Source organism: Gottfriedia sp. OAE603, assembly GCF_040543965.1.
In the GTDB taxonomy this organism is placed as follows: domain Bacteria; phylum Bacillota; class Bacilli; order Bacillales; family Bacillaceae_G; genus Gottfriedia; species Gottfriedia solisilvae.
Map to the genome: position 1 here is coordinate 71,015 of NZ_JBEUNN010000001.1, position 24,613 is coordinate 95,627.

Consider the following 24,613-nt stretch of genomic DNA (forward strand, 5'->3'; position numbering starts at 1 on the left):
GGAGAAGTAATACTTTAAAGTAATGACAGGTTACTTATGTAAAAGAACAAAAAAAGTTCAACCATATAAGGTTGAACTTTTTCTTTTTTAATTTTCAGCTAGTTTTTTATTTAATGTTGTATTTGGTTGTTCTACTATTTCTTCAGCTGGTGTTGCTCGCTTAATAAAGAATGCAAGGACCAATGCCACAAGTGCAACAAAGACTGTTACATAGAATGAGAAGTTAATTCCTTCTAACATTGCTTTTGCTGTAATTTCTTGTTTAATTTGAGCTAACATTTCAGGTGAAGGTTTAGTTGTTACATTTTTCATTGCATCCGCAGCCAAATCCTTAGCATATGATTCTGTACGGTTAGACATGATTGTAACTAATAATGCAGTACCAATCGCACCAGATACTTGCTGAAGTGTATTATTCATTGCAGTACCATGCGGATAAAATTGTTTTGGTAATTGATTTAATCCATTTGTTGAAACAGGCATCATTACCATAGACATACCAAACATACGTAATGAGTATAAGATGATTAAGTGTGTATAAGTTGTATCCAAAGTTAATTTGCTTAAGAAGTAAGTTGTTACTGTCATAATAGCTAAACCAATGACCGCAAGTATTCTCCCACCAATTTTATCAAATAATTTACCTGTAATTGGTGACATAATTGCCATTAAAAGTGCACCTGGTAGAAGCATTAAACCAGCATCAAATGGCTTAATTCCACGAAGTGTTTGAGTGTAAATTGGTAGAAGCATCATTGCAGAGAACATTGCCATAGTAACTACGATCGAAATCGCTGAAGATAAGGCAAACATTGGATATCGGTAAATTTTAAAGTTTAACATTGGTTTATCAAGTTTTAGTTGTCGAAGGATAAATAAAACTAATGAAATTGCTCCGACAATCAGTGTTACATATACATATGGGCTATCCCAGCCTTTACTTCCAGCTGAGCTAAATCCATACAATAATCCACCAAATCCTAAACTTGATAGCAATACAGATAGAAGATCTAATCTACTAACTACTTTTTCTTTTTTATCTTTTAGTAAGAAAAAGCCAATAATTAGAATGACTAGAGCAATAGGTGTAACGAAATGGAATAACATTCTCCAATCGTAATGCTCGATTAACCAACCAGATAATGTTGGACCAATTGCTGGTGCACCCATCATAACAAGTCCAAAGAATCCCATTGCAGTTCCTCTTTTTTCGATAGGGAAACTTGTTAACATAACGTTCATTAACAAAGGCATTAAAATTGCTGATCCTGAAGCTTGAATCATACGTCCTGTTAATAATAGAGGGAAAATATGCGCAAATCCTGCCGTAAGTGTACCAATATTAAATAAAAGCATTGCCGCAATGAATAAATGTCTAACTGAGTATTTTTGGATTAAAAATGCTGTAGTTGGTATTAAGATACCATTAACTAACATGTATCCAGTAGATAACCATTGAACTGTAGAAGGCTCTACATCTAAATCCTTCATAATTGAAGGTAATGCGATATTAAGTAAAGTATTATTTAAGAATGCAATAAAAGCCCCGATCATCAAGATTGTAATAATCCCGTATGGTGGACGTTTTTCCATGGACTGTACCATGAATCCCCCTCCTTTGTACCTGTAGTATATTTTTTTGAACTGTATTTCCATATAAGTTTATATGATATACCATTGTTACAAATGTTTCAATTAAAAATCTCTAATGTTTCTACTAGTTTAATTTGATAAAATAATGTACTATGTGTTTTAAACAGAAATTTATTGGGAATTAAAGGTGATTAAATGAACGATAGAAAGCAGCGTGTCATAAAAATAGCCCATGAATTATTTATTGAAAAAGGATATCAAGCAACATCAATACAAGATATTTTAGAATACAGTGGTATCTCAAAAGGAACTTTTTATAACTATTTTTCATCCAAAAGTGATTTATTAGTCGCACTTTTTCAGATGATTTACTCAAAACTTGAACAAGAACGAAATCAGTTGCTTATTGGTCAAGAGCCTTCAAATATAAATATTTTTATTAAACAAATGGAATTGATCTTGCAGACAAATAGAAATAATAAATTATTTACTCTTTTCGAAGAAGTAATCTTTATTAACGATATAGATGTAAAGCATTTTATCAAACAAGGTAATTTTAAAATGCTTAACTGGTTATACGCTCGATTTTTAGATATTTTTGGTGAAAGTAAAGAGCCTTATTTATTAGATTGTGCCATTATGTTTATTGGAATCTTACATCACAATATAAAGTACACTGATTTAGCCGATGAATTAGATTTAAGTGTTCATCAAGTAGTAAAATATAGTGTAGAACGACTTGTAAAAATCGTTGAAGAGGTTTCATTGGCTGGGGAGCAATTAATTAAGCCTGAATTACTAAAAAATTGGATTCCTGCTAGTAAGACAAATGTTACAATTCAACAGGAGTTAAACCAATGTATTTGCAAAATGAAAAAAAAGCTCACTCAATGTGAGGAGCAGGCGAAATACCAAGAGTTACTGGAATTTATTCATAATGAATGCAACCATACAAAAACTCCACGTAAATTTTTAATTGAAAGTACACTAGTTGCTTTAAATAAAGCGCAACCTTTCTTTGAAGAAAAGGAATTACAAAAATTGCATCAATTAGTAGCATTAAATATAAAAAGTAAAAACCCAATAGAGTAGTCTTATTGTGAACTAAACAGGTGGTACAAAATAGACTGTCTTTCTACTTTTTCTCTTTAGAAAGGGATATTATTAATATAATGGGTAAGAAACATAAATAGAGGGTGTCTCTTTGGCCGATGATGTTGACCAAGAGGCACCCTTTTATTTTTTAAAAACTATTCATGTTGTATTATTTTATTTATTTCGTTTATACAAATCCACGCTTTTAAAACCAAATCCTAAAATCATTCTCATTTCTTCACGTCTTTTGGTTTTAGTGCTTTCTTGTTTCGCACTATAAACATATCTAGCCCAATCTTTTTGATAACCAGGAGTAAGAGATTGGAAAAATGTTAATAAATCTGGTCTTGCTTCTAAATCCTTTTCGATGAAAGGGATCATTTCAATATAATCATCTACACATTGGCTTGCTTTAGTAGAAGACTGGACTTTGCTACGAGAATCTTCTTTAAAACCTACAACAGTAAAGGTCTCATCCAATCCTACCATACGAGCAAATTTAATATTACTTGTTCCTATAAAACCGGCTTCATCTGCACCCAAACCTTCAAATAAATCGTCTCGATGTATATATGTTGAATATACTTTGTTACCTTTTTTAGGATAGGCACAATATAAATAACTATTTTTATGTAAGTAGTTGTGTTCAATGACTTTTGTTACGAGCGCCTTCAAAGACGCCATATCAAATACAAATGCAAAAATTAAGTCATAAGTTTCTTCTACTAAGCTTGTGTCATAATTTGCTAATTGCTCAAAATAATTTGCACCACTTGGTAATTGTAAAACAGCTAGCTTATTATATTTTTGCAAGTTTAGTTTTTCTACTATTGTTTTACTCATCAGTATCCACCTCGTATTGGACCGCATCAATTTCATTCTTCATAAAACTATTATAAAGCTGCACTTAAAATTAATGTATCGATAAATTAAATTTTTTGTAGAGAAACAGTTGGATTGCCGATCATTCGTACTAGTGTTGACCATGGAACTGCATTCGATATTGCAGGAAAAGGCATTGCTGATGAAAAGAGTTTACAAGAAGCAATTCGCCAAGCAATAGAGTTAGCGCCAAAAAGAGCGTAATAAGTAAAAGCTCCAGTTCATTTAAATGACTGGAGCTTTTACTGTGTTGAAAATATATGAAAAGATAATTATAGGGCATCTTTTATTACTTTTTTATAATAAAACACAGATAAAATACCAAAAATTGAGTATAGCACTGTATAAAGAACCATAACGATAATCATAGGCGTCCAAACTTCCGTTCCAAATAGGAACCAACCAGATTGAACTGCAAAAGTAGCTATGAAGTAAGCCAACGACTAATGGAATACCAAAGTTAAACACTTGCTTTGAGCGAATTCCTTTAACTAAGTCTGAACGTGAGAATCCAAGCTTCCTTAAAATCGTATAATTTGGTTTCTCATCAACACTTTCATCCATTTGTTTAAAGTATAAAATACAACCAGAAGTGATTAAGAATGCTAAACCTAAAAATCCAACGATAAACATAATTAATCCCATTGTTTGTTTTTGCTCATTACTGATTTCAAGTCGAGAGCTATTCATATATCCATCATTTAAATTATTTTGATTAAAGATTTCATTTGCTTTAACGAGATTTTTTTCATCATTAATATCAATACCGATATAGATTGTCGAATCTCTTTGAATAGATGAATCGATATCTGCTTTTAATTTATTAAAAACCTTATCATCAACGATTGCAGTTGGAAAACCGCCGCTCGTAAAATAATTAGAAATAATATAGTCTTTCTTTAATCCTATATATGATTGTGGTATCTCTTCATGTGGAGTATTAAATTTAATGTGACCACTTTCTTTTAACGTCATAAAGCGTTGCAATAAATCATTGTAGCCTGTAAAAACTGTTTCTTCTTCAGATAAGTTCATTTTAACCGAGTTTTCACTAATGACTGGAATCGGTAAATTATCTGAACTTTTCATAGCAGACGCATCAAGCTTTGATTCTAAAATGCTATCTAAATTTGCACTAACTTGGATAACTTCAATCTGCTTTTCAGTAAATTTAATATTATTTTTTGATAAAGCGTCCGTAAATTGATCAGCGTCTTTTGCATTAGTAATAGAGAAATTGTTAGGTACATTATTTTCTGCAGTTTTTTCAGCTGAATAATAAGAAATATAACTTAAAGATAATAAACCAATAGCTAATCCAGACACAGTCGTGATGATCGTTAATAATAGTGCATTTGATTTCATTCTGAACATAATTGATGATAGTGACAATACATTATTGATCGTTAAATAACCATTCTTACTCTTACGGATGATATTTAATATAAATCGTACTGAGCCTTTATAGAATAAATACGTTCCGATAATAACAGAAGCTAAAATAAAAATCATTGCTAAAAATAGCTCCATTGTTGAAGTAAAGTCTCCGCCAAATAGCTTCGATGAAATAAAATAGCCTGAGATAATTGAGATAATCCCCACAATTCCAATGATAATTTCAAAAACAGACATTTTCTTTACTTTACCTTCTGTTAAGGAGACCACTCTGAATAAAGATAAGATAGTTTGTCTTTTAATAAAGGTATAATTCATTAACATAATGAATAAATAGATGACCAAAAAGACAATAATCGTTTGTATTAATGCGCGACCCGAAAAGTGAAGTGTTGCGATTGCATTAATGCCTGTAACTTTAAATAAAATCATAATAATTAATTTTGAAACTGAAAAACCTAGCAGAATCCCTAAGATTAAAGAAGTAAAATATAGGATAAAATTTTCAACTGTTAAAATACGAAAAATCCTATCTTTTGTCATACCAATTAACTGGAATAGTCCAATTTCTTTACTTCTTCTTTTAATAAAAATGTTGTTAGCATATAGAAGGAAAATAGATACAATTGCTACTAATAAAACTGATGCTGATTTAATTGCCGCAGCACCTTTAATTGATCCTTTTGTTTCATTCATTGAAGGATCATATTGCAAAGTAACAAATGCAAAGTATAGCGCTGCACTAAATATTAATGCAAATACATATAAGTAGTAGTTTTTAAGGTTTTTCTTTAAATTACGGAATATGAGTTGATTAATGCTCATTTTGCACCCCGCCTAACACACCTTGTGTTTTCATGATGTCTTTGAAGAAGTTTTGTCTTGTATCATTGCCTTTGTGTAATTGAGTATAAATTTGTCCGTCTTTTATAAAGATGACTCTATGACAATAGCTTGCAGCTACAGGATCATGAGTAACCATAACAATTGTTGCTTTTCTTTTTTCATTTAGTTCACTTAGTTTATTAAGTAAATCTGATGCAGATTTTGAATCTAATGCGCCAGTTGGTTCATCGGCAAAGATGATACTTGGCTCATGAATAAATGCTCGAGCTGCAGAAGTACGTTGTTTTTGTCCTCCAGAAATCTCATTAGGATATTTATCTTTTAACTCAAAGATACCTAATTCTTTTGCAACTGCTTCAAACTTTTGATCAGCTTCGGTTGGAGTTGCCTTTGTAATTGTTAAAGGTAATATTATGTTTTCTTTGACTGTTAACGTATCAAGTAAGTTATATTCTTGAAATATAAATCCTAAATAGTTTTTACGAAATTCTGCTAATTGTTTTTCTTTCATTCCAGAAATTTCGGTACCTTCGATCGTGATTGTTCCGCCATTAATTTTATCAATTGAAGAGAGAACATTTAGTAAAGTCGTTTTACCTGATCCAGATGCTCCCATAATGCTTACGAATTCACCTTTTTCAATCGTAATATCTAAACTCTTTAATACTTCTTGTTTATTAAACTTATTTCCGTAACTTTTATGGATTTTCTTAGCTTCTAAAATACTCATTCATCTCCACACTCCTTTTATATCGATAAACTTAGTATAGAAGTTTTTCTTAGTTGTTTCCTTTGATTAAGCGAACAATCAATAAAAGCATGTGACAATTTTGTCACATGCTTTTAATATTTACAAATTCATTTTGTTTTGGAAACGTTAAAGTGAAGACAGTTCCTTTTGCCAATTCTGAACTGACATCAATTTGGATTAATAATGATTGTGCGGCTTTCCGCGCCAAATATAATCCCATTCCCGTAGCTGCATTGTCTTGATGTTGAGTAGTAGAAGTAAAACCTCTATCAAATATTCTTGGTAAATCTTTTGAATCAATCCCTCGACCAAAGTCTTTAATCGTAAGAGTCATATGATCATGTTTTAGTTTGCTACTAACTATAATATCTGATGCATTACTGTATTTAACTGCATTCGTTAATAGTTGTCTAATAATGAAAGAAAGCCATTTTCCATCACTTAGCACTTCGGTTTCTTCAAGTTGTATATCAAATCCAATTCCTTTTTGTATACACCATGACTGTAAAGTTTTTATCTCAGTAAATATGATAGGTTCTAACTGTAGTTTTTCAATATACAAGTCGTTTTCGATAAAAGGAATTCTTTTTTGATGAAGCTGTTGATCTAGTAAAAAATGAATACGTAGCCATTCAAAAGTTAAATGCGTTTTTAATTTTTCGTCTTGCAATCGATCAAACATTAAATGCATTGCAGTTAATGGTGTTTTCACTTCATGGATCCAAGACAGAAGCTCATCCTTTTCTTGTTCTAATGCAGTTTGATTATATAATGCAATTTTTTTTAACTGTTCTGTTTGATTTGTAATACTTGTCTCAACCAAATGTTCAAAAGGACTCTCTGGTTCAGCTAATCCCGTCAAATCAAGATTATCTTCGCGTTCAATAAGGCTTCTATAAAATCTTGTTTCCTTTGGATATCGTAAAAACCAAAAAAAAGATAAAAACGACAATTGATAAAAAGACAATATAAAGAATCGGTGTAAAAGGAATAGCTGTATCAATAGATGCGACAAATAGTAAAAAAAGTTGAAGTAAAACAAATAAAGCAATCCAACTTAATCTTTCTAAGAGAAATCTTTTAATCATTGATATTCCTCTTCAAGGGCGATATAGCCTTGTCCCACCTTGGTTTCAATAAATCGACCTAAATTAATTTCATCCAATCTTTTTCTTAATCTATTTACATTTACAGTAAGTGTATTATCACTAATAAAACGCTTATCGTCCCATAAGTCATTGATGATGTCTTCGCGGCTAACGATTTTATTCTTTTGTTCTATTAACAGCTTTAAAATAAATATCTCATTTTTTGTTAGCTCTATTAACCCTGTTTCATTTGAAACGGTATTCTTCTCATAGTCGACTGTTGCTCCACACCAAGTTTTTAATGCAATTTTCTCAGTGTTATAGTTATAAACACGTCTAAGAGTCGCTTGTATTTTGGCAATTAAAACATCAAAGTGAAATGGTTTTTGCATAAAATCATCAGCGCCCAATTGCATAGACATGACCATATCAGACGGATGATCTCGAGAAGATAAAAAGATAATTGGTATATTTGAATGAGATCGTATCATTCGACACCAGTGGAATCCATCGTATTTAGGTAACTGTATATCAATGATGACTAAATCTGGTTTAATTTCAGTAAACTCTTGAAACACTTTACTAAAATCAGATATTCCGTGGACATCATATGACCACTGAGATAATCGATCTTTTATTTCGTTAAAAAGAGACGAGTCATCTTCAATTAATAAAAGTTTAAACAAAAGGTTCACCACACTTCTTAAGTCTTTTCCATTAATTGTAAAGTAAAACTAAACTGATTGCCATAAACGGTTAGTATTTATAATGGTTGTCAACACAATAAAAGCTCATTTCTGTATAAGAAATGAGCTTTTATATTAATCTAGTTATAGTAAAGAGAGATTAATCTAATTAGCGATTATCGATCTTTTCTGGGTATAAATCATGGTTCATCATACGATGTTCAGCCATCTTTTCATATTTTGTACCAGGACGACCATAGTTACAATAAGGGTCAATTGAGATTCCACCACGAGGTGTGAACTTGCCCCAAACTTCGATATAACGTGGGTCCATTAATTTAATTAAGTCATCCATAATGATATTCATGCAATCTTCGTGGAAGTCACCATGATTACGGAAGCTAAAGAAATAAAGTTTTAATGATTTACTTTCTACCATTTTTTGTTCTGGAATATAGCTAATATAAATTGTTGCAAAATCTGGTTGACCAGTTTTTGGGCAAAGTGAAGTAAATTCTGGGAAATTAAACTTAACGAAATAATCTCGGTCAGGGTGAGTATTATCAAATGTTTCTAAAATTCCTGGATCATATTCAAATAAATATTTAGTATTATTACTCCCTAATAACGATACGTCTTCTAAAGTACCTTTTGATCTTCCTACCATTTTTGTTAAACTCCTCTCTTATTTCCCCATACAAATGCATGTAATTGAGGTAAAACCTTTACATTTTTAAACACTTTTGATTTCATTGTTTCATCTATAAGCCACTCATAACGATTTAACATGTGTTGTAATAAAGATTCATCATCTGCGTTTAACCAGCTATTTCCTACTTGTAGAAAAAACGGGATTTGAGGATACTTTTGATGAACAGTTTCTGCGAAAGCTAAATCCTTTTCATCAAAAATAACTACTTTTAAGCAAGTTTTTGGATGATGTTCAAGTTGTTGAATAATGTTTGTTAATACATCAAAATCAGTATTCATACCACTACTTGGTGGTTTTGGTGATAAAGTCACTTCGTCTATTAAAGGTAACCATGTTTGCCATTTGCTCCCCTGTGTCTCAAGCGCCAACGTCATCTGCTTATCTTTTAAGAAGTCGACGATAGGTCCTAGAGAGGGAAGAAGGGCAGGGTTACCACCTGAAATCGTAATATGTGAGAAGGTATCTCCGCCTAACTCTACTAAACGATTCCATACATCCTCGGCAGTCATCCAATTAATATTCTCTTTCTCACTACCATCCCAAGTGAAGGATGAATCACACCAGCTACATGAATAATCACATCCAGCTGTACGAATAAACATTGTTTTCTGTCCAATTGCCATACCTTCACCTTGTACAGTAGGGCCAAATATTTCAAGTACAGGAATTTTACTCATTAATCATCCACTCCCTACGAGCTTCTGCGTAGCTTGTAGGCGTTTCATATAAACGAACAAACTCTACTCTAATGTCTTGTGCTGGATTCGTTTCATCTTTTAAAGCATTTTCCATTTGCTGAAAGATCCAAACGACCATGTTTTCAGCTGTTGTATTCATTGGAGGAAGCATTTCATTTAAGTAACGATGATCTAAATAAATTTCGATTTTTTCTTTCCAAATCTCTTTAATATCACCAAAATCAATCACTAATCCAATATCATCGACAAAACCACTAATACCAAAAATGACTTTATATGTGTGACCGTGTAAATTTTTACATTTTCCTTCATAGCAATGTAAGTGATGTGCGGCATCAAAAGTAAATTCTTTATTTACAAGTACACGTTTATGATGGTATTTTAAGTCTTCTTTTTTTATATGTTCATCTATTTTATGGAGTCTCTCAACTATGCGAAAATCAAACATGCTCAGAGGCTCCTTTCATTTCTAAATAACGATCTAATCCAGCTTTACGAAGCTCGCAAGCAGGGCATTCACCACAACCATCAGAAATGATGCCATTATAACAAGTTAATGTTTTATTTCTAACGAATTCGAATGCATTTAAGTCATCAGCTAATTTCCACGTCTCAGCTTTATCAATCCACATAAGTGGTGTATGGATCACAAATGGATAATCCATTGATAGGTTAAGTGTTACATTTAATGATTTAACAAAGATATCACGGCAGTCTGGATAGCCGCTAAAGTCAGTCTCACAAACACCTGTAATGATATGTCTTGCGCCTTTTTGTTTTGCTAGAACAGCTGCAAAAGACAAGAATAGTAGATTACGACCATCAACAAATGTCGAAGGTAATTCGCCTTCTTCATGTGTAATATCAATATCTGATCTCGTTAAAGCATTTGGTGCAAGTTGATTTAATAAAGACATATCAAGTATATGGTGGGGAATGTTTAATTCCTTACAAATATCTGCAGCGACATCTAACTCTAATTTATGACGTTGATTATAGTTAAAAGTAACAGCCTCAACTTCTTTAAATTGCTGCATTGCCCAAAATAAACAAGTCGTACTATCTTGGCCACCGCTAAATACAACGATTGCTTTTTCATTTTTCATATTTCTTCTCTCCTTTACGTGTTTAAAAAGAAGAGGGCATCCCGAATAACAAAAATAAAAACAATACGACAAATATTGTTTTTCGCCTTATTTTTTTGTAGAGGGGAGTTTGCGACCTCTACCATAAGTAATTTACTTATGGATTTGTATTAAATTATCTATTAACAATTGTACGTAAGAAGTACAATCACAATTACTATTATAATAGTTTAAAGAGAAAAGAACAAAAACTTTTCTAGAAAAGTAAAAAATTACAAAACGTAACTAAGTGTTTTTATCTATAAGATTGTTGCATTCAGAGTTTAAACCAAATAAGAAAGGAGTTGATTACAACGGAAGGTGCAAGACTCCAGTGAGAGATTGAGGAAAGGCTAAAGACCCGTAAGGCAAGTAAGGTAGCCATGTTAAAACACGAAGTTCTGTCGTAATGCATGCATGATCCACATCGTGTGGACACGAGGCTCAATCTTAGCCCCACAAAAAAGAGAGCGAACTGGAGTTGTAATCAACTAAGGCAATCATAAATATCAACAGTGGATATGAAAAAAGCATAACTAAAAGTAATCATAAAAGAAGTTTGGTCTATTCATTAGAATAATCTACACTGTATACATTTTTGTAAACAAGTATACAAATTGTAAACGGTTGTACACATAAACGTATGCATGTTTACAAGTATACAAATCTATATACATGCTTTCATTTAAATGAGTTTACGGTTTTGTATACAAGATGACAAATAAATCGTCTAGTTTACATTTTCATGTTAGTTAAGAGAGTATGATTGACCCTTAAAATAAACTCAGATAACCTTTTAGTCAGAATTAAATTAATTATCTGTAAAAAAACATGGTGAAAGGGATGATTTATTTGGTAAACGCTCGTATTGCTGCAATTGATGTAGGTAATGATTCACTTAAAGGCATATTCGGAAAGATGGAACATGAAATTAATATTCCTAATATTGTTGCGAGAGATATTGAAGATCGCCCAATAATTGGTGTAGAAGAATTGAATAATCAAGATCCAAACGATGGCATACATATTCGAGTACATTCACCGACTCTGAAAGATAATAATTCTATTTATCGTGTTGGATACTTAGCAACAAAAAGCAATAATGCTACGGAGCTAGATCCAGGTAGTAATAAATCAGAAGAAGATCAAACCTTAATTATGTTATTCGCTGCACTAGCACTAGATGCTGCTAGAGAGGAGAATAAACAAAACTTTAAACGGTCAAATCAAGTGATTGAGGCTACTTATACATTGGGGACAGGCCTTCCGTTAAGAGAGGTGAAGGAAGGGAAGGACGTTGCATATCGTTCTCGTTTACTAAGCTCGGTACACCAAGTTGAGTTTCTAGTAACACCCAAGTATCAAGGACTGAAAATTAATATTAAGTTTGAAGAAGTGAAAATCTATCCTGAAGGATTTGCAGCTTATATTAATTTAGTAATGGACCAGCATTTAAATATTATTAATAAAGAACTAATTGATAAAAGAATCCTCATTCAAGATATCGGAGGGCTGTCTACTGATATCGCAGTCATAAAAAATAGGAAAGTAGATGACGATAAAGCACAAGGATTTAACCTAGGTGTTTCAGAATCTCTTGAGCAGATACGTGAGGAAATACGTTCAAAATATGGCATAGAGTTAGATAGTAGAAGAGATGTTGTCGAAATCATAACGAAGAAAAGTGACCGGAACCATATTATGGTGAAGGGAAGTAGGACAAGCGTTCATGACATTGTTGATAGAATTCTATTAGAATTAGCGAAAAAACAATACCGTCATTTACGAAATATGTGGCAGAGGAACTCTCAAACAGAAATTTGCTATTTTATTGGTGGAGGATCAATTATCTTAAAAGATTATTTAGTCGCGTTAAATAATAACCTCGATGGCTATCAAATTGATTTCTTTGAAGATGAAAAAGAAAGTATTTGGATGATGGTTAATGCCTATTACAAGCTAATAGCTGATTTTTCAAGAAGAAATCAGAGGGAAAAACAAAGTGAAGAACAAAAAATGGCAAAGACAAAGTAAGGTGACTTTATGAAGAAGGAAAAAGAGTTAACGAGAGGACAACCTATTACATTTCGTATCCCTTCTGATACACCTAATCACATTTTGAAACATTTACAAAGCTTAAAGGAAAGTGAAAGAAGAAATTTCTCAAGTAAAATTGCCGAGTTCACTTTGAGAGGAGTGAACGATGAAATCTCGATACAAAAAGAGACGATTACAATCCCACTTCCAAATCGATTAAATAAAGCCCAAAGAGACTGGTTAAAGCATGAACAGTCTGAAGCGTTACTTGGAAGTATTGTCTATCAACTATTATCAGATCCAATCAGGACTGTATCATTGCTGACCTCATTAAATAGTGGTGCGATATATACGTATGAACAGAATGATGAAATTGCAGCTGCTAAATTAGAGTGGAAGTCAATTCCAAGTGAAAATAAATCGGATGAGGATAATCCAAGAGATGTACGAGGTATTGATATAGACGACTTTACATGGGAGAGTGAGCAGGAGATAGAGCAGACAAAACATAAAAATGAGAAAGAAGATTTGGATGACCTTCTAGGTGACTTTCTTGCACAAATGAATAAATAAATAATACAAAAGGAACCGAAAGTATTACTACGGTTCCTTTTGCTTTTTCAACTTAACTTATTGCACATCATTTTGAGAAATTTGTGATAAAGCTTCCCCAGCACTTTCATCTGATTGATCTTGAACGGCCAAGTCCCCTAGAGAGAGCATGCCTACAAGACTTCCGTTTTCAACAACAGGTAATCTTCTAATTTGGTGTTGCGCCATTAAGCTAGAAGCTTCTTGAAGATTAGCATCTGCATCAATTGTTACGATGTTATTAGACATGACTTGAGAAGCATGTCCGTTTCCATTTTGTCCAATACCACGTAGTGCCAAGTCGCGGTCCGTAATCATACCGACTACTTGACCGTTCTCAACAACTGGTATTGCACCTACATTTAAAGATTCCATTTTGCTTGCAACTGCTTGTAATGAATCTTGATTAGAGCAGCTTTCTACATTGCTTGACATAACGTCTCTGACTTTCATTTTAAAACACCTCCATTAAGACTGTAACAAAGATATTATTTGGGAAATGGTCAGAAATATACTATATAAATAATACTGAGTAAAAAACGTGCGGCTAAGTTTTATTAAAAATACTCAACAATAAGTGTTTTTTAAGCTGTCTGTAATGATTTTTTCTTTAATAATTCTGGAAGGGCAATACCAGCTAAAATTAAGAAAACGCCTATATATTGTGCCGTACCAATTGATTCTCTTAACACAAGCGCTGACATCAAAACAGCGGTCGGTAGTTCTGTCGCTCCTAAAATAGATGCTAAGCCAGACCCAGTTAATGGCACGCCTTTTGAAAACATAAATGTAGAGAAGAATGGACCTAAAAAACCTAGAATGATGCCGTATTTTAATGTGATTTCAACAAAAAATTTTCCGTCACTAAAAAAGTTAGGAGGGAGAAAAAGGGCACATATTATAAAACCGCCTGTAATCATAAGAGCAGTTTTTGTAACAGGGTTAGTTTGTACTGCAACTCTTCCACTTAAGAGAACGAATATAGAATATGAAATGGCAGATAACAACCCAAAAAGTAAGCCTAGGATGTTTATTTGCTGGATACCGGTCGAAAAGACATTTGTTGCAAAAAGAGTTCCAATTATTAATGGGATTAGGGAGAGTACCTTTCCTTTCTCGGGAAATTTTCGGTTAAGCAATGCTTCTAAGAAAACGCCGATCCAAGTAAATTGAAAAAGTAATACAATAGCAAACGAGGCTGTGATATATTGAAGAGACAAATAATAAAACATTCCTGTTAATCCAGTAGTCGATCCTAATACAGTTAATAATAATATATCTTTTTTTGCAGGCTTTACATATGTCTGAGTAGTCGACTTCTTTTTAAGAAACTTATTTATAAGAACAATAGACCACAATAAAATAGCCCCAACAAACATTTGAATCCCAACAACATCATTCACAATAAAACCATCATTATATGCTAGTTTTACGAATGTAGACAATACTCCATAACATGCAGATCCAATGATGATATACAATATTCCTTTCAAAATGACACCTCATTTACGAATTAAAAAAGTAAAGAGGGATAAGCCCCTCTTTACTTCTAATTTTCTAATTAAAGCTCTTCTAAAATACCTTTTACTAGTCCTACAAATTTAGTGCGTACCATGCTTGCAACTTCGATTACTTCTTCATGGTTTAATGGTTGGTCTAGAATGCCGCATGCCATGTTAGTTAGGCAAGAGATTCCAAGAACTTTCATGCTACTGTGAACAGCAACGATTGCTTCTGGTACTGTAGACATCCCAACAGCATCAGCACCTAATGTACGAATCATACGAATTTCAGCAGGTGTTTCATATGAAGGTCCACTCCACCAAGCATAAACACCTTGTTGTAATTGAACGTCTTGTTTTTCAGCTACTTTTAATGCAAGCGCGCGTAATTCTTTATTATAAACTTCTGATACATCCGGGAAACGAGTTCCAAGTTCAGGGTTGTTTGGTCCGATTAATGGGTTGTTTCCAACTAGATTGATATGGTCAGTAATTAACATTAAATCACCAGGATTAAAGCTTGTGTTAACTGCGCCACATGCATTTGTAACAATTAATTTTTCAACTCCAAGAGCTTTCATTACGCGTACTGGGAACGTTACTTCATCTAATGTAAATCCTTCATAATAATGGAAACGGCCTTTCATTGCGACTACAGCATGTCCTTTTAATTCTCCGATTACTAATTCATTAGCATGACCGACAGCTTCAGATTTAGCAAAGTGAGGAATCTCGCTATAAGGGATTGTAACTGAATTTTCGATTTCATCTGCAAGTGTTCCTAATCCGGAACCTAAGATTAACCCAACTGTTGGGCGGTAGTTTGTTTTGTTTAGGATAAATTCTTTTGTTTCTAAGATATGTTCTGTTTTATGCATTTTTATTTCCTCCTTGAATGAGTTAATAATTTGTATTCATAAAAATTTAATGTAATAGATGATTTCTTTCAATATTAGTCTAAATGATTTTTTCCTAATTGTAAATGGACTAAATACCATTTTGGTAAAAAGTTAAGTGGTTTCAGAAAAAATACTATTATCAATCGACTAAAATAGATATACTTATTTTATAAAATAAAAAAAGTTGATTGATTGTAAGTGATGCTTGCAGAATAAATCGGGTAAGATATTGATAATGAAAAAGCTTTGGAGGAAAACGATGCTAAGGCAATTTGTAGGAGTACATTCGCCAAAATTAAAAAGTTTAAAGCTTTTATATAGCTTAATTCGAAAACTAGGTCCAATAAAAGTAAGCTCACTAACTGAGCTAACTGGTTATAAACATACAACTTGTGTGAGATTATTAGACGAATTGGTACAAGCCGGACTGATTATAGATAGTGGGTTAGGTGTCTCTAGCGGTGGAAGAAAGCCCGTAATGTACGTAGTAAATCCTACGTCGAACTATATAATTGGAGTAGAGATTACAAATTTATATACTACTGTTTTATTATTAGATTTACATTTAAATATTTTAGAGACTAAGAAACTAAAGATGGATCAAGGAAGTACTGGAGAATTTACTCTGAATTTTGTAACGAACTGTGTTGATCAATTATTAGTTCAAAATGATATTAGTAGAGAAAAATTATTAGGGATTGGAATAGGATTACTAGATCCAATCGATTCAGAAAAAGGAACAATCATTAATTCTGACTCATTTATTGCTGGTGGGTGGGAAGATTTAAATATCATAAACTACTTAGAGAAAACGAATCAATGTCCAGTTTTCATTAATAATGGAACAAATTTAGCTGCTTTAGCTGAATATCGATTAAAGTATGGAAAAGAAACAGATAATATTATATTTGTTTCAAGTGATATGAGTATAAGATGTGGTGTAGTTCAACAAGGAAGATTACTCAGTCATAAAAATGAAATGGACGATGCATTTGGTCATATGATCATTGACGTCCATGGACAACGTTGTTCATGTGGGTCCTATGGTTGTCTTCAAGCTTATAGCAGTTTACCTGCCATTCGTGAAGAGGTGATTAAACGTATTAAACGGGGAGAGTCTTCCCATCTTCAAGATTGTGTTGAAGATATAGAAGAAATTAGTTTGCACCAAACTTTAGATGCATTAGAACAAGAAGATCGTTTAAGCTTAGAAGTGTTAAAGGATGCAGCTTATTATTTTGGAATAGGACTGGCTAATCTGATTTTTTTACTAAGACCAGATATTGTCATTTGTGGAGGTACATTAGTTCCAAAGCCATTTTTTTTCGATATTGCATCTGATATAGCGAGATCAAGAATGAAACATTACCCAAATAGTCCAATTCAAATAGTGAAATCAACTACGGCTTACAATATCGTTGCACAGGGTGCAGGTTGTATGGTGATTGATTTTTATACTGAAGAAAGTTTTTCATAAAATAAAGCTCGGTTCCTTAGATGCAAATGGGGAATCGGGCTATTTTTGTTATGTCTATTAATCCTCACTCATTAATGGAACGTAATATTTTTGGAACTATAAATAGTAATAAAACTCATATAACTGACTTATTATAATGCATTAAATAAATTTGCACTAAAAACTGAAGTAACTTTTTGTTGAATAAAAATGAAAGTTGTTTGTGAGCGTTTTCAAAAAAACGCTTGCTTTCCTGTACGTACAGGAATATACTTATCTTGTACGTACAGGGTCTAGATAAAAAGAGAAACATAAGAGGAGGGGTATTGAAATGGGTCGTTATAGTGATGATGCAAAACAATTACTTCAACATATCGGTGGCAAAGAGAATATCGCAACAGTTACACATTGTGCAACGCGTATGCGTTTTGTATTAAAAGATGTAAAAAAAGCTGATGAGATAAAGATACAAGATCTTAAATTAGTTAAGGGAACATTTACACAGGCAGGTCAATTCCAAGTTATTATTGGGAACGAAGTATCAATGTTTTACAATGATTTTGTAGAATTGGCTGGTGTTGATGAATCTTCTAAGGAAGATGCAAAAGTTGCAGCAAGACAAAACATGACTTGGTTACAACGTGTACTTGCGCATTTAGCAGAAATTTTTTCTCCATTAATTCCTGCAATTGTTGTTGGGGGTCTAATTTTAGGATTCCGAAATATTATTGGTGATATTAAGTTACTAGAAGATGGAACAAAAACGATTGTCGAAACTTCACAATTTTGGGCTGGTGTGCATTCATTCTTATGGTTAATAGGTGAAGCAATCTTCCACTTCTTACCTGTTGGTATCACATGGTCGATAACAAAGAAAATGGGCACAACTCAAATTTTAGGGATCGTTCTGGGGATTACACTTGTTTCTCCACAATTATTAAATGCATATGCAGTTTCTGGTGGAGCAGAAGCACCATTCTGGGACTTTGGTTTCGTTAAAATTGACATGATTGGTTATCAAGCTCAAGTTATTCCGGCTATTTTAGCAGGTTTTACATTAGCATTTTTAGAGAGAAGTATTAGAAAAGTTGTTCCAAGTGCAATTTCAATGATCGTTGTTCCATTCTTAGCACTTGTACCAACAGTGTTAATTGCTCATGTTGTTTTAGGACCACTTGGTTGGAAAGTTGGTTCAGTAATTTCACATGTAGTTTACTCTGGATTAACATCATCATTTGGTTGGTTATTTGCTTTAGTATTTGGATTCTTCTATGCTCCATTAGTAATTACAGGCTTACACCATATGACGAACGCAATTGATTTACAGTTAATGAGTGAGCTTGGTGGAACAAACTTATGGCCAATGATTGCTTTATCAAATATTGCTCAAGGTTCTGCAGTATTAGCAATTATTTACTTAAATAGAAAAAATGAAGAAGAAAAACAAATTTCAATTCCAGCGGCGATTTCTTGTTATTTAGGTGTAACAGAACCCGCAATGTTTGGTATTAACTTAAAATATGCTTATCCATTCTTAGCAGCAATGATTGGATCTGGAATCGCTGGCATTATTTCAGTTGGTTCTGGCGTTATGGCAAACTCAATTGGAGTAGGTGGCTTACCTGGTATTCTATCTATTCAACCAAAACATATGGGAATGTTTGCAGTAGCAATGTTAGTTGCAATCGTTATTCCATTTATTTTAACAATTATCTTTAACAAGAAAAAACTGCTAGTAAAAAATTCATAATTATTTAAGAGGAAGGAAAAGTTACTTTTCCTTCCTTTCAAAGTTTACAATCAAGGAGATTATTAAAAATGAAGGATTTTAAGAACAGTGTTGTATACCAAATTTATCCAAAGTCTTTTTATGATTCAAATGGAGATGGCTTTGGAGACTTAAATGGCGTGACAAAAAAACTAGATTATTTAAAAGAATTAGGTGTCGACTACATTTGGCTTACCCCATTTTATGTATCTCCGCAAAATGATAATGGTTATGACGTTGCAGATTATCGTAATATTGATCCTGCTTATGGGTCAATGAACGATTTTGAGGAACTAGTACAGGCTGCAAAAGAACGAAACATAGAGATCATGTTAGACATGGTATTTAATCATACGTCATCAGAGCATGAGTGGTTTCAAAAAGCGCTAGCAGGAGATAAAAAATATAAAGATTATTATATTTTTAAAGAAAGTAAACATGGAGAAGAACCAACGAATTGGATCTCAAAGTTTGGTGGTTCTGCATGGGAGAAAATAGAAGGTTCGAATGAATATTATCTACATCTTTTTGATAAGACACAACCAGATTTAAATTGGGAAAATGTCCAGGTTCAAAAGGAAGTATTTGATATTGTGAATTTTTGGATAGATAAAGGTGTCAAAGGCTTTCGTTTAGATGTTATTAATTTGATTTCAAAGCCAGATCAATTAGAAGATGATGAAAATGGCGATGGTAGAAGATTCTATACAGACGGACCAAAAATTCATGACTATTTAAAGAAATTAAATAAAGAAACGTTCGGAAAAACGGAAGATATTATAACAGTTGGAGAAATGTCTTCTACTTCAATTGAACACTGCATTCAATACTCAAATCCAGAACAAAAAGAATTATCAATGGTATTCAATTTCCACCATCTTAAGATAGATTATAAAGATGGAGAAAAATGGTCTGTAATGGACTTCGATTTTATGGCACTAAAAAATATTCTTGATTCATGGCAAAAAGGAATGCAAGAGGGTAATGGTTGGAATGCATTATTTTGGTGTAACCATGATCAACCACGAATTGTTTCCCGTATTGGAAATGATCAGGAGTACCATAAAGAATCTGCAAAAATGCTTGCTACTGCGATGCATTTATTAAGAGGAACACCTTATATTTACCAAGGCGAAGAAATAGGTATGCCAAATCCAAAATTCGATCAAATCGAACAATATAGAGATGTAGAAAGTTTGAATTACTATGAGATATTAAAATCCGAAGGCGTATCAGAGTCAGACATAATTAATATTTTACAAAGTAAATCAAGAGATAATTCTCGTACACCAATGCAGTGGGATGACTCAGACCATGCTGGTTTCACAACGGGAACACCTTGGATTCCTACCGGTAAGGATTTTATTGAAATAAATGTAGAAAATGCGCTAAGTGATCAAAATTCAGTTTTTTATCATTACAAAAAGCTTGTCCAACTACGAAAGCAGTTTGACATTATTGCAGAAGGCGATTATGAGTCACTTATAATGGATCATGAAAATATATTTGCTTATGCACGTAATTTAGGAAACCAAAAACTAATCGTCATTAATAATTTCTATGCAAACGAGACGATATTTAATTTACCTGACAACATTGATATTACCGACTATAAACGAAGCATTTTAATTTCGAATTATGATGATTCTAGCCTGGATTTAAATGAAATTCGTTTACGTCCTTACGAGTCAATCTGTTACCTTCTTGAGAAATAAGGAAGATTATAATAAAATTTTCCTAGGTGATGAATATGAATGCGAAATATATTTCTATCTACCATAAGTTAATTGAGCAGATAGAAAAAGGCATTTATTCGGTTGGTAGTAAAATACCTTCTGAAAAATGTTTAATGGAACAATTTGATGTGTCTAGAGATACAATTAGAAAATCATTACAAATGCTTGAACAAAATGGTTATATCAATAAGGTAAAAGGTAAAGGTTCATTTATTTTAGATACTGCTAAGTTTAATTTTCCAGTAACTGGATTAATTAGCTTTAAAGAATTATCAGCACAAATTGGAAGAACAGCTGAAACGATTGTTGAAAAGCTAGAATTGAAGAAACCCAGCAAATTTATCAAAGAACAATTACTAATTGATGATGAGACATCTATCTGGAAAGTAATCAGATCTAGAAAAATTGATGGGAAAAAAATTATTCTTGATAAAGAATACTATAACGGTGAATATGTAGAGAAACTTTCAAGAGAAATTTGTGAAGGCTCAATCTTTGACTATATAGAAAACACACTATCATTAAATATTGGCTTTGCAAAAAAAGAAATCGTTGTACAAACTTGTAATGAGGACGATCGAAAGTACTTAGATCTGGATGGCTATGATATGGTTGTTGTTGTGAATACATTCGTTTATTTAGATGACGGATCACTTTTACAGTATGGCCAATCTCGTCACAGACCAGATAAGTTTAAATTTGTCGATTTCGCTAGACGTATTCAACAGAATATCTAATGTAAATATCTCTAAAACCTTGTCTCACTTGGACAAGGTTTTTCTTTTGATAGTAGAAAATAGATGTTAAGTGAAAGGTAAGGAATAAATTGCCTTTATGGAAAGTGTATACTATGCTAAATAAAGCAATGAAAAGACTATGAAAAACGATGATTATCAAATGTTTTCACTATCCATTTTAATTAAAATCGATTATGGAAATACTGAGATAAAATATGAGAATAACTGGTGAAAGCATGAAAAATGAATTGCAATTAAAGGTGAAACAAAAATTTGTAAAAGATTATAAGAATGGATATCCACTTATTTCAAAAGAATCCATTATGAATAGTAAAGATTTAACGAGTGAAGGAACAGTTATTAAGCTAGTAGATGAACGTAATCAATTTATTGGAAAAGGTTATTACGGCAAGCAAAATAAAGGCTTAGGTTGGTTACTTAGCTTCGATCAAAGTGAAGAAATAGGTCCAAGATTTTTTAAAGATAAGATTCAAACTGCTATAGATACTCGAGGCACTTTTTACAATAATCCCGATACAACTGCTTTTAGAGTATTTAATGGTGAAGGTGACGGTATTGGCGGATTAATCATTGATTATTATGATGGCTATTATGTAATTAGCTGGTATAGCGAAGGCATTTACCAATTTAAAGACTATATCATTGACGCTTTAACAAAAATAGTTGAATTTAAAGGTATTTATCAGAAAAAACGTTTTGACGCAAAAGGTCAGTACATTGAAGAAGATGATTTTGTTACGGGAGAAAAGGGCGAATTTCCAATTATCGTAAAAGAAAATGGGGTTCATTTTGCAATCTATTTAAATGATGGCGCGATGGTAGGCGTATTTCTAGATCAGCGTGAAGTGCGTAAGTTAATACGTGATAAATACGCTTATGGAAAAAGAGTACTCAATACATTTTCATACACAGGCGCATTTTCTGTATTTGCTGCGATTGGTGGAGCACAAAAAACAACAAGTGTAGATTTAGCGAATAGAAGTTTACAGAAGACTAAAGAGCAATTTAGTATAAATAACATCGATCCAAGTACACAAGACATCATAGTTGAAGATGTATTCCATTACTTCAAGTACGCAGTTAAGAAAAACCTTTTATTCGATATGGTGATCTTAGACCCGCCAAGCTTTGCTAGATCAAAAAAACATACGTTCAGTGCGGAAAAAGACTATAAAGATCTTCTAAAAGAGGCAATTACAATTACTGAAGATAATGGAGTCATTGTAGCATCAACAAACTGTAGTTCCTTTGGGATGAATAAATTTAAAAGCTTTATAGACACTGCTTTTAAAGAATTAGGTGGTCAATATAAATTAATGGAGGAATGCTCACTTCCAGATGATTTTAAAACGAATAAGCACTTTAAAGAAGGAAACTATTTAAAGGTAGTATTTATTAAAAAGTTAAAGGCTTAATCTATCAGGTAAATATTTTTAAACAAGTTATCTAAAGTCATGACGATTTATTAAGAAGTTGATTGGAACGGAAGGTGCTCGACTCCTGTGGGAGTAGCGGGACAGGTGAGACCCCGGAGGTGCGTAGCGCCGAGGAGGCTCAGCGCACGCCCCACGGAAAGCGAGCATCCTGGAGTGGAAATCAACAACTTTTTTTAACCGAGCTAACCATAAAAAAACGCATAGTAGTAACTAATGCGTTTTTTCTCATTCTTATAGGATTTGCCTTAAGCTTTTTTCTCATATAATTTAATGACTTCAATCATGACATTTGTTGCTTTAATCATATTATCTACTGAGATATATTCAAACTTTCCATGGTAGTTTTCTCCGCCAGTGAAAATATTAGGAGTTGGAAGCCCCATGTATGAAAGCTGAGATCCGTCAGTACCTCCACGAATTGGTTCTACAATAGGTGTAATATCTAAGTTCTTCATCGCTTCATAAGCAATATCAACTACGTGTTTAACTGGTTCGATTTTTTCTCTCATATTGTAATACTGGTCGTTCATTTCTATTGAGATACTGTTTTCACCGTAAGTTCCTCTTAAGCGATTAACAATACTGTTTAATGTTTCTTTTCGTTGTTGAAATTTTTCTTTATCGAAATCTCTGATAATGTATTGTAATTTCGTTTCCTCAACATCACCTTCAATTGAGATTAAATGATAGAAACCATCATATCCATCTGTATATTCTGGGGCTTCTTCTACTGGTAGTGACTGATTAATTTCCATGGCAATTTTTGTGGAATTAATCATTTTACCTTTTGCTGTGCCTGGGTGAACGCTTTTACCTTTTACAGTTATAGTCGCACCAGCTGCATTAAAGCTTTCATACTGAAGTTCTCCTAGTGGACCACCATCCATTGTGTAAGCATACTTTGCATCAAATGCTTTCACATCAAATTTATGTGGGGCCTCTACCAATCTCTTCATCAGGCGTAAAAGCAACACGAATTCGACCATGCTTTATTTCGGGATGTTGTACTAAATATGCCATTGCTGTCATGATTTCAGCAATACCAGCTTTATTATCTGCGCCAAGTAGTGTTGTGCCATCCGTTGTGATTAACGTATGTCCTTTATACTTGCTAAGCTCAGGAGATTGTTTTGGAGATAAGATAATATTCAGTGAATCATTTAAAACGATATCTTCACCATCATAATTTTCAACGATCTGTGGGTTAACATTCTTACCAGTGAAGTCAGTAGCTGTATCAACGTGAGCTAGAAATCCAATAGTAGGAATGTCCTTTTCAGAGTTAGCGGGCAAAGTAGCCATTACATATCCATTTTCATCCATCGTAACGTCAACTAATCCAATTTCTTTTAATTCTTCAACTAGCATACGTCCCAATGTTAATTGTCCTGGTGTAGAAGGGCATGTATTGCTGCTTGAGTTTGATTGTGTGTCTACTTTAGCATAACTAATTAAACGATTCATTAATTCATTTTTCATTTGAATAGCTCCTTTTCTACATGTAAAAATGCGCTTACATTTACTAGTTTAACGACTAAGCTTACTAGTTTATTTTAGTTT

Annotated in this window: 19 protein-coding genes and 4 pseudogenes; 9 read left to right on the plus strand and 14 right to left on the minus strand. The window is 32.8% G+C overall.

The window, feature by feature from the left end:
- Positions 1-87: 87 nt before the first annotated feature.
- Complete coding sequence (locus ABID96_RS00315) at positions 88-1,605, minus strand: DHA2 family efflux MFS transporter permease subunit (protein ID WP_192603641.1); 1,518 nt, start codon at positions 1,603-1,605, stop codon at positions 88-90.
- A 183-nt stretch (positions 1,606-1,788) separates the two neighbouring features.
- On the opposite strand from ABID96_RS00315, the gene ABID96_RS00320 reads away from it, so the two are divergent.
- A complete protein-coding gene (locus tag ABID96_RS00320; protein WP_192603640.1) occupies positions 1,789-2,685 on the plus strand; it encodes a TetR/AcrR family transcriptional regulator in 897 nt (298 codons plus the stop codon).
- Positions 2,686-2,862: 177 nt separating this feature from the next.
- On the opposite strand, the gene ABID96_RS00325 is transcribed toward ABID96_RS00320, so the two are convergent.
- Positions 2,863-3,531, minus strand: coding sequence for a YdeI/OmpD-associated family protein (locus ABID96_RS00325; protein ID WP_192603639.1), 669 nt, complete (start codon positions 3,529-3,531; stop codon positions 2,863-2,865).
- A gap of 105 nt (positions 3,532-3,636) precedes the next feature.
- Between ABID96_RS00325 and ABID96_RS00330 the strand changes: the two are divergent.
- Positions 3,637-3,774 (plus strand): annotated as a pseudogene (locus tag ABID96_RS00330) (4-hydroxythreonine-4-phosphate dehydrogenase PdxA); the annotation flags it as partial.
- A 68-nt stretch (positions 3,775-3,842) separates the two neighbouring features.
- Here the strand turns inward: ABID96_RS00330 and ABID96_RS00335 are convergent.
- From ABID96_RS00335 to queC, 8 genes and pseudogenes are all read right to left on the minus strand, one after another.
- Positions 3,843-5,790 (minus strand): annotated as a pseudogene (locus ABID96_RS00335) (FtsX-like permease family protein).
- On the minus strand, positions 5,780-6,541 hold the full coding sequence (locus ABID96_RS00340; RefSeq protein WP_192603637.1) for an ABC transporter ATP-binding protein: 762 nt from the start codon (positions 6,539-6,541) through the stop codon (positions 5,780-5,782). Before ABID96_RS00340 ends, ABID96_RS00335 begins: the two are co-directional and overlap by 11 nt.
- Positions 6,542-6,644: 103 nt before the next feature.
- Positions 6,645-7,650: pseudogene (locus ABID96_RS00345) on the minus strand (sensor histidine kinase).
- Positions 7,647-8,336 carry a response regulator transcription factor gene (locus ABID96_RS00350; RefSeq protein WP_192603635.1) on the minus strand — a complete coding sequence of 230 codons (690 nt, stop codon included), beginning with the start codon at positions 8,334-8,336 and terminating at the stop codon, positions 7,647-7,649. The pseudogene ABID96_RS00345 and the gene ABID96_RS00350 overlap by 4 nt, the downstream one beginning before the upstream one ends.
- Positions 8,337-8,505: 169 nt before the next feature.
- Positions 8,506-9,003, minus strand: a complete 498-nt coding sequence (gene queF, locus ABID96_RS00355) for a preQ(1) synthase (protein WP_088001569.1) — start codon at positions 9,001-9,003, stop codon at positions 8,506-8,508.
- A gap of 5 nt (positions 9,004-9,008) precedes the next feature.
- A complete protein-coding gene (queE, locus tag ABID96_RS00360) occupies positions 9,009-9,725 on the minus strand; it encodes a 7-carboxy-7-deazaguanine synthase QueE (protein ID WP_192603634.1) in 717 nt (238 codons plus the stop codon).
- Positions 9,718-10,194, minus strand: coding sequence for a 6-carboxytetrahydropterin synthase QueD (gene queD, locus ABID96_RS00365; RefSeq protein WP_192603633.1), 477 nt, complete (start codon positions 10,192-10,194; stop codon positions 9,718-9,720). Before queD ends, queE begins: the two co-directional genes overlap by 8 nt.
- On the minus strand, positions 10,187-10,852 hold the full coding sequence (gene queC, locus ABID96_RS00370) for a 7-cyano-7-deazaguanine synthase QueC (protein ID WP_192603632.1): 666 nt from the start codon (positions 10,850-10,852) through the stop codon (positions 10,187-10,189). Before queC ends, queD begins: the two co-directional genes overlap by 8 nt.
- An 861-nt stretch (positions 10,853-11,713) precedes the next feature.
- Here queC and ABID96_RS00375 point away from each other — a divergent pair.
- Together ABID96_RS00375 and ABID96_RS00380 are read left to right on the plus strand one after the other, a co-directional pair.
- Positions 11,714-12,904, plus strand: coding sequence for an Alp7A family actin-like protein (locus ABID96_RS00375; RefSeq protein ID WP_430510670.1), 1,191 nt, complete (start codon positions 11,714-11,716; stop codon positions 12,902-12,904).
- A gap of 9 nt (positions 12,905-12,913) precedes the next feature.
- Positions 12,914-13,480, plus strand: coding sequence for a hypothetical protein (locus ABID96_RS00380; protein WP_192603631.1), 567 nt, complete (start codon positions 12,914-12,916; stop codon positions 13,478-13,480).
- A gap of 57 nt (positions 13,481-13,537) precedes the next feature.
- Here ABID96_RS00380 and ABID96_RS00385 read toward each other — a convergent pair whose 3' ends face one another.
- From ABID96_RS00385 to ABID96_RS00395, 3 genes are all read right to left on the minus strand, one after another.
- A complete protein-coding gene (locus ABID96_RS00385; protein WP_192603630.1) occupies positions 13,538-13,951 on the minus strand; it encodes a CBS domain-containing protein in 414 nt (137 codons plus the stop codon).
- A gap of 131 nt (positions 13,952-14,082) precedes the next feature.
- Positions 14,083-14,991: an EamA family transporter gene (locus tag ABID96_RS00390; protein WP_192603629.1), complete on the minus strand. Its 909-nt coding sequence runs from the start codon at positions 14,989-14,991 to the stop codon at positions 14,083-14,085.
- A 68-nt stretch (positions 14,992-15,059) separates the two neighbouring features.
- On the minus strand, positions 15,060-15,878 hold the full coding sequence (locus ABID96_RS00395) for a purine-nucleoside phosphorylase (RefSeq protein WP_192603628.1): 819 nt from the start codon (positions 15,876-15,878) through the stop codon (positions 15,060-15,062).
- A 280-nt stretch (positions 15,879-16,158) separates the two neighbouring features.
- Here ABID96_RS00395 and ABID96_RS00400 point away from each other — a divergent pair, with 280 nt between their 5' ends.
- The 5 genes from ABID96_RS00400 to ABID96_RS00420 all read left to right on the plus strand — a co-directional run bounded on the left by ABID96_RS00400 (position 16,159) and on the right by ABID96_RS00420 (position 23,032).
- A complete protein-coding gene (locus ABID96_RS00400; protein WP_192603627.1) occupies positions 16,159-17,376 on the plus strand; it encodes an ROK family protein in 1,218 nt (405 codons plus the stop codon).
- A gap of 310 nt (positions 17,377-17,686) precedes the next feature.
- Positions 17,687-19,105 carry a PTS system trehalose-specific EIIBC component gene (gene treP, locus ABID96_RS00405; protein WP_192603626.1) on the plus strand — a complete coding sequence of 473 codons (1,419 nt, stop codon included), beginning with the start codon at positions 17,687-17,689 and terminating at the stop codon, positions 19,103-19,105.
- Positions 19,106-19,173: 68 nt separating this feature from the next.
- Positions 19,174-20,838, plus strand: a complete 1,665-nt coding sequence (gene treC / locus ABID96_RS00410; RefSeq protein ID WP_192603625.1) for an alpha,alpha-phosphotrehalase — start codon at positions 19,174-19,176, stop codon at positions 20,836-20,838.
- Between the two features lie 35 nt (positions 20,839-20,873).
- Positions 20,874-21,596 (plus strand): trehalose operon repressor, encoded by a 723-nt coding sequence (treR, locus tag ABID96_RS00415; protein ID WP_192603624.1) that lies wholly within the window; start codon positions 20,874-20,876, stop codon positions 21,594-21,596.
- A 236-nt stretch (positions 21,597-21,832) separates the two neighbouring features.
- Complete coding sequence (locus ABID96_RS00420) at positions 21,833-23,032, plus strand: class I SAM-dependent rRNA methyltransferase (protein ID WP_192603702.1); 1,200 nt, start codon at positions 21,833-21,835, stop codon at positions 23,030-23,032.
- Between the two features lie 266 nt (positions 23,033-23,298).
- Here ABID96_RS00420 and pepT read toward each other — a convergent pair.
- Positions 23,299-24,532: pseudogene (gene pepT / locus ABID96_RS00425) on the minus strand (peptidase T).
- Between the last annotated feature and the right edge of the window lie 81 nt (positions 24,533-24,613).

What these genes read in the sequence shown, in the direction of transcription:
- ABID96_RS00315 (WP_192603641.1), bottom strand. Translation starts at nt 1,605, where the DNA reads ATGGTACAGTCCATGGAAAAACGTCCACCATACGGGATTATTACAATC.
- ABID96_RS00320 (WP_192603640.1), top strand. Translation starts at nt 1,789, where the DNA reads ATGAACGATAGAAAGCAGCGTGTCATAAAAATAGCCCATGAATTATTT.
- ABID96_RS00325 (WP_192603639.1), bottom strand. Translation starts at nt 3,531, where the DNA reads ATGAGTAAAACAATAGTAGAAAAACTAAACTTGCAAAAATATAATAAG.
- ABID96_RS00340 (WP_192603637.1), bottom strand. Translation starts at nt 6,541, where the DNA reads ATGAGTATTTTAGAAGCTAAGAAAATCCATAAAAGTTACGGAAATAAG.
- queF (WP_088001569.1), bottom strand. Translation starts at nt 9,003, where the DNA reads ATGGTAGGAAGATCAAAAGGTACTTTAGAAGACGTATCGTTATTAGGG.
- queE (WP_192603634.1), bottom strand. Translation starts at nt 9,725, where the DNA reads ATGAGTAAAATTCCTGTACTTGAAATATTTGGCCCTACTGTACAAGGT.
- queD (WP_192603633.1), bottom strand. Translation starts at nt 10,194, where the DNA reads ATGTTTGATTTTCGCATAGTTGAGAGACTCCATAAAATAGATGAACAT.
- queC (WP_192603632.1), bottom strand. Translation starts at nt 10,852, where the DNA reads ATGAAAAATGAAAAAGCAATCGTTGTATTTAGCGGTGGCCAAGATAGT.
- ABID96_RS00375 (WP_430510670.1), top strand. Translation starts at nt 11,714, where the DNA reads ATGATTTATTTGGTAAACGCTCGTATTGCTGCAATTGATGTAGGTAAT.
- ABID96_RS00380 (WP_192603631.1), top strand. Translation starts at nt 12,914, where the DNA reads ATGAAGAAGGAAAAAGAGTTAACGAGAGGACAACCTATTACATTTCGT.
- ABID96_RS00385 (WP_192603630.1), bottom strand. Translation starts at nt 13,951, where the DNA reads ATGAAAGTCAGAGACGTTATGTCAAGCAATGTAGAAAGCTGCTCTAAT.
- ABID96_RS00395 (WP_192603628.1), bottom strand. Translation starts at nt 15,878, where the DNA reads ATGCATAAAACAGAACATATCTTAGAAACAAAAGAATTTATCCTAAAC.
- ABID96_RS00400 (WP_192603627.1), top strand. Translation starts at nt 16,159, where the DNA reads ATGCTAAGGCAATTTGTAGGAGTACATTCGCCAAAATTAAAAAGTTTA.
- treP (WP_192603626.1), top strand. Translation starts at nt 17,687, where the DNA reads ATGGGTCGTTATAGTGATGATGCAAAACAATTACTTCAACATATCGGT.
- treC (WP_192603625.1), top strand. Translation starts at nt 19,174, where the DNA reads ATGAAGGATTTTAAGAACAGTGTTGTATACCAAATTTATCCAAAGTCT.
- treR (WP_192603624.1), top strand. Translation starts at nt 20,874, where the DNA reads ATGAATGCGAAATATATTTCTATCTACCATAAGTTAATTGAGCAGATA.
- ABID96_RS00420 (WP_192603702.1), top strand. Translation starts at nt 21,833, where the DNA reads ATGAAAAATGAATTGCAATTAAAGGTGAAACAAAAATTTGTAAAAGAT.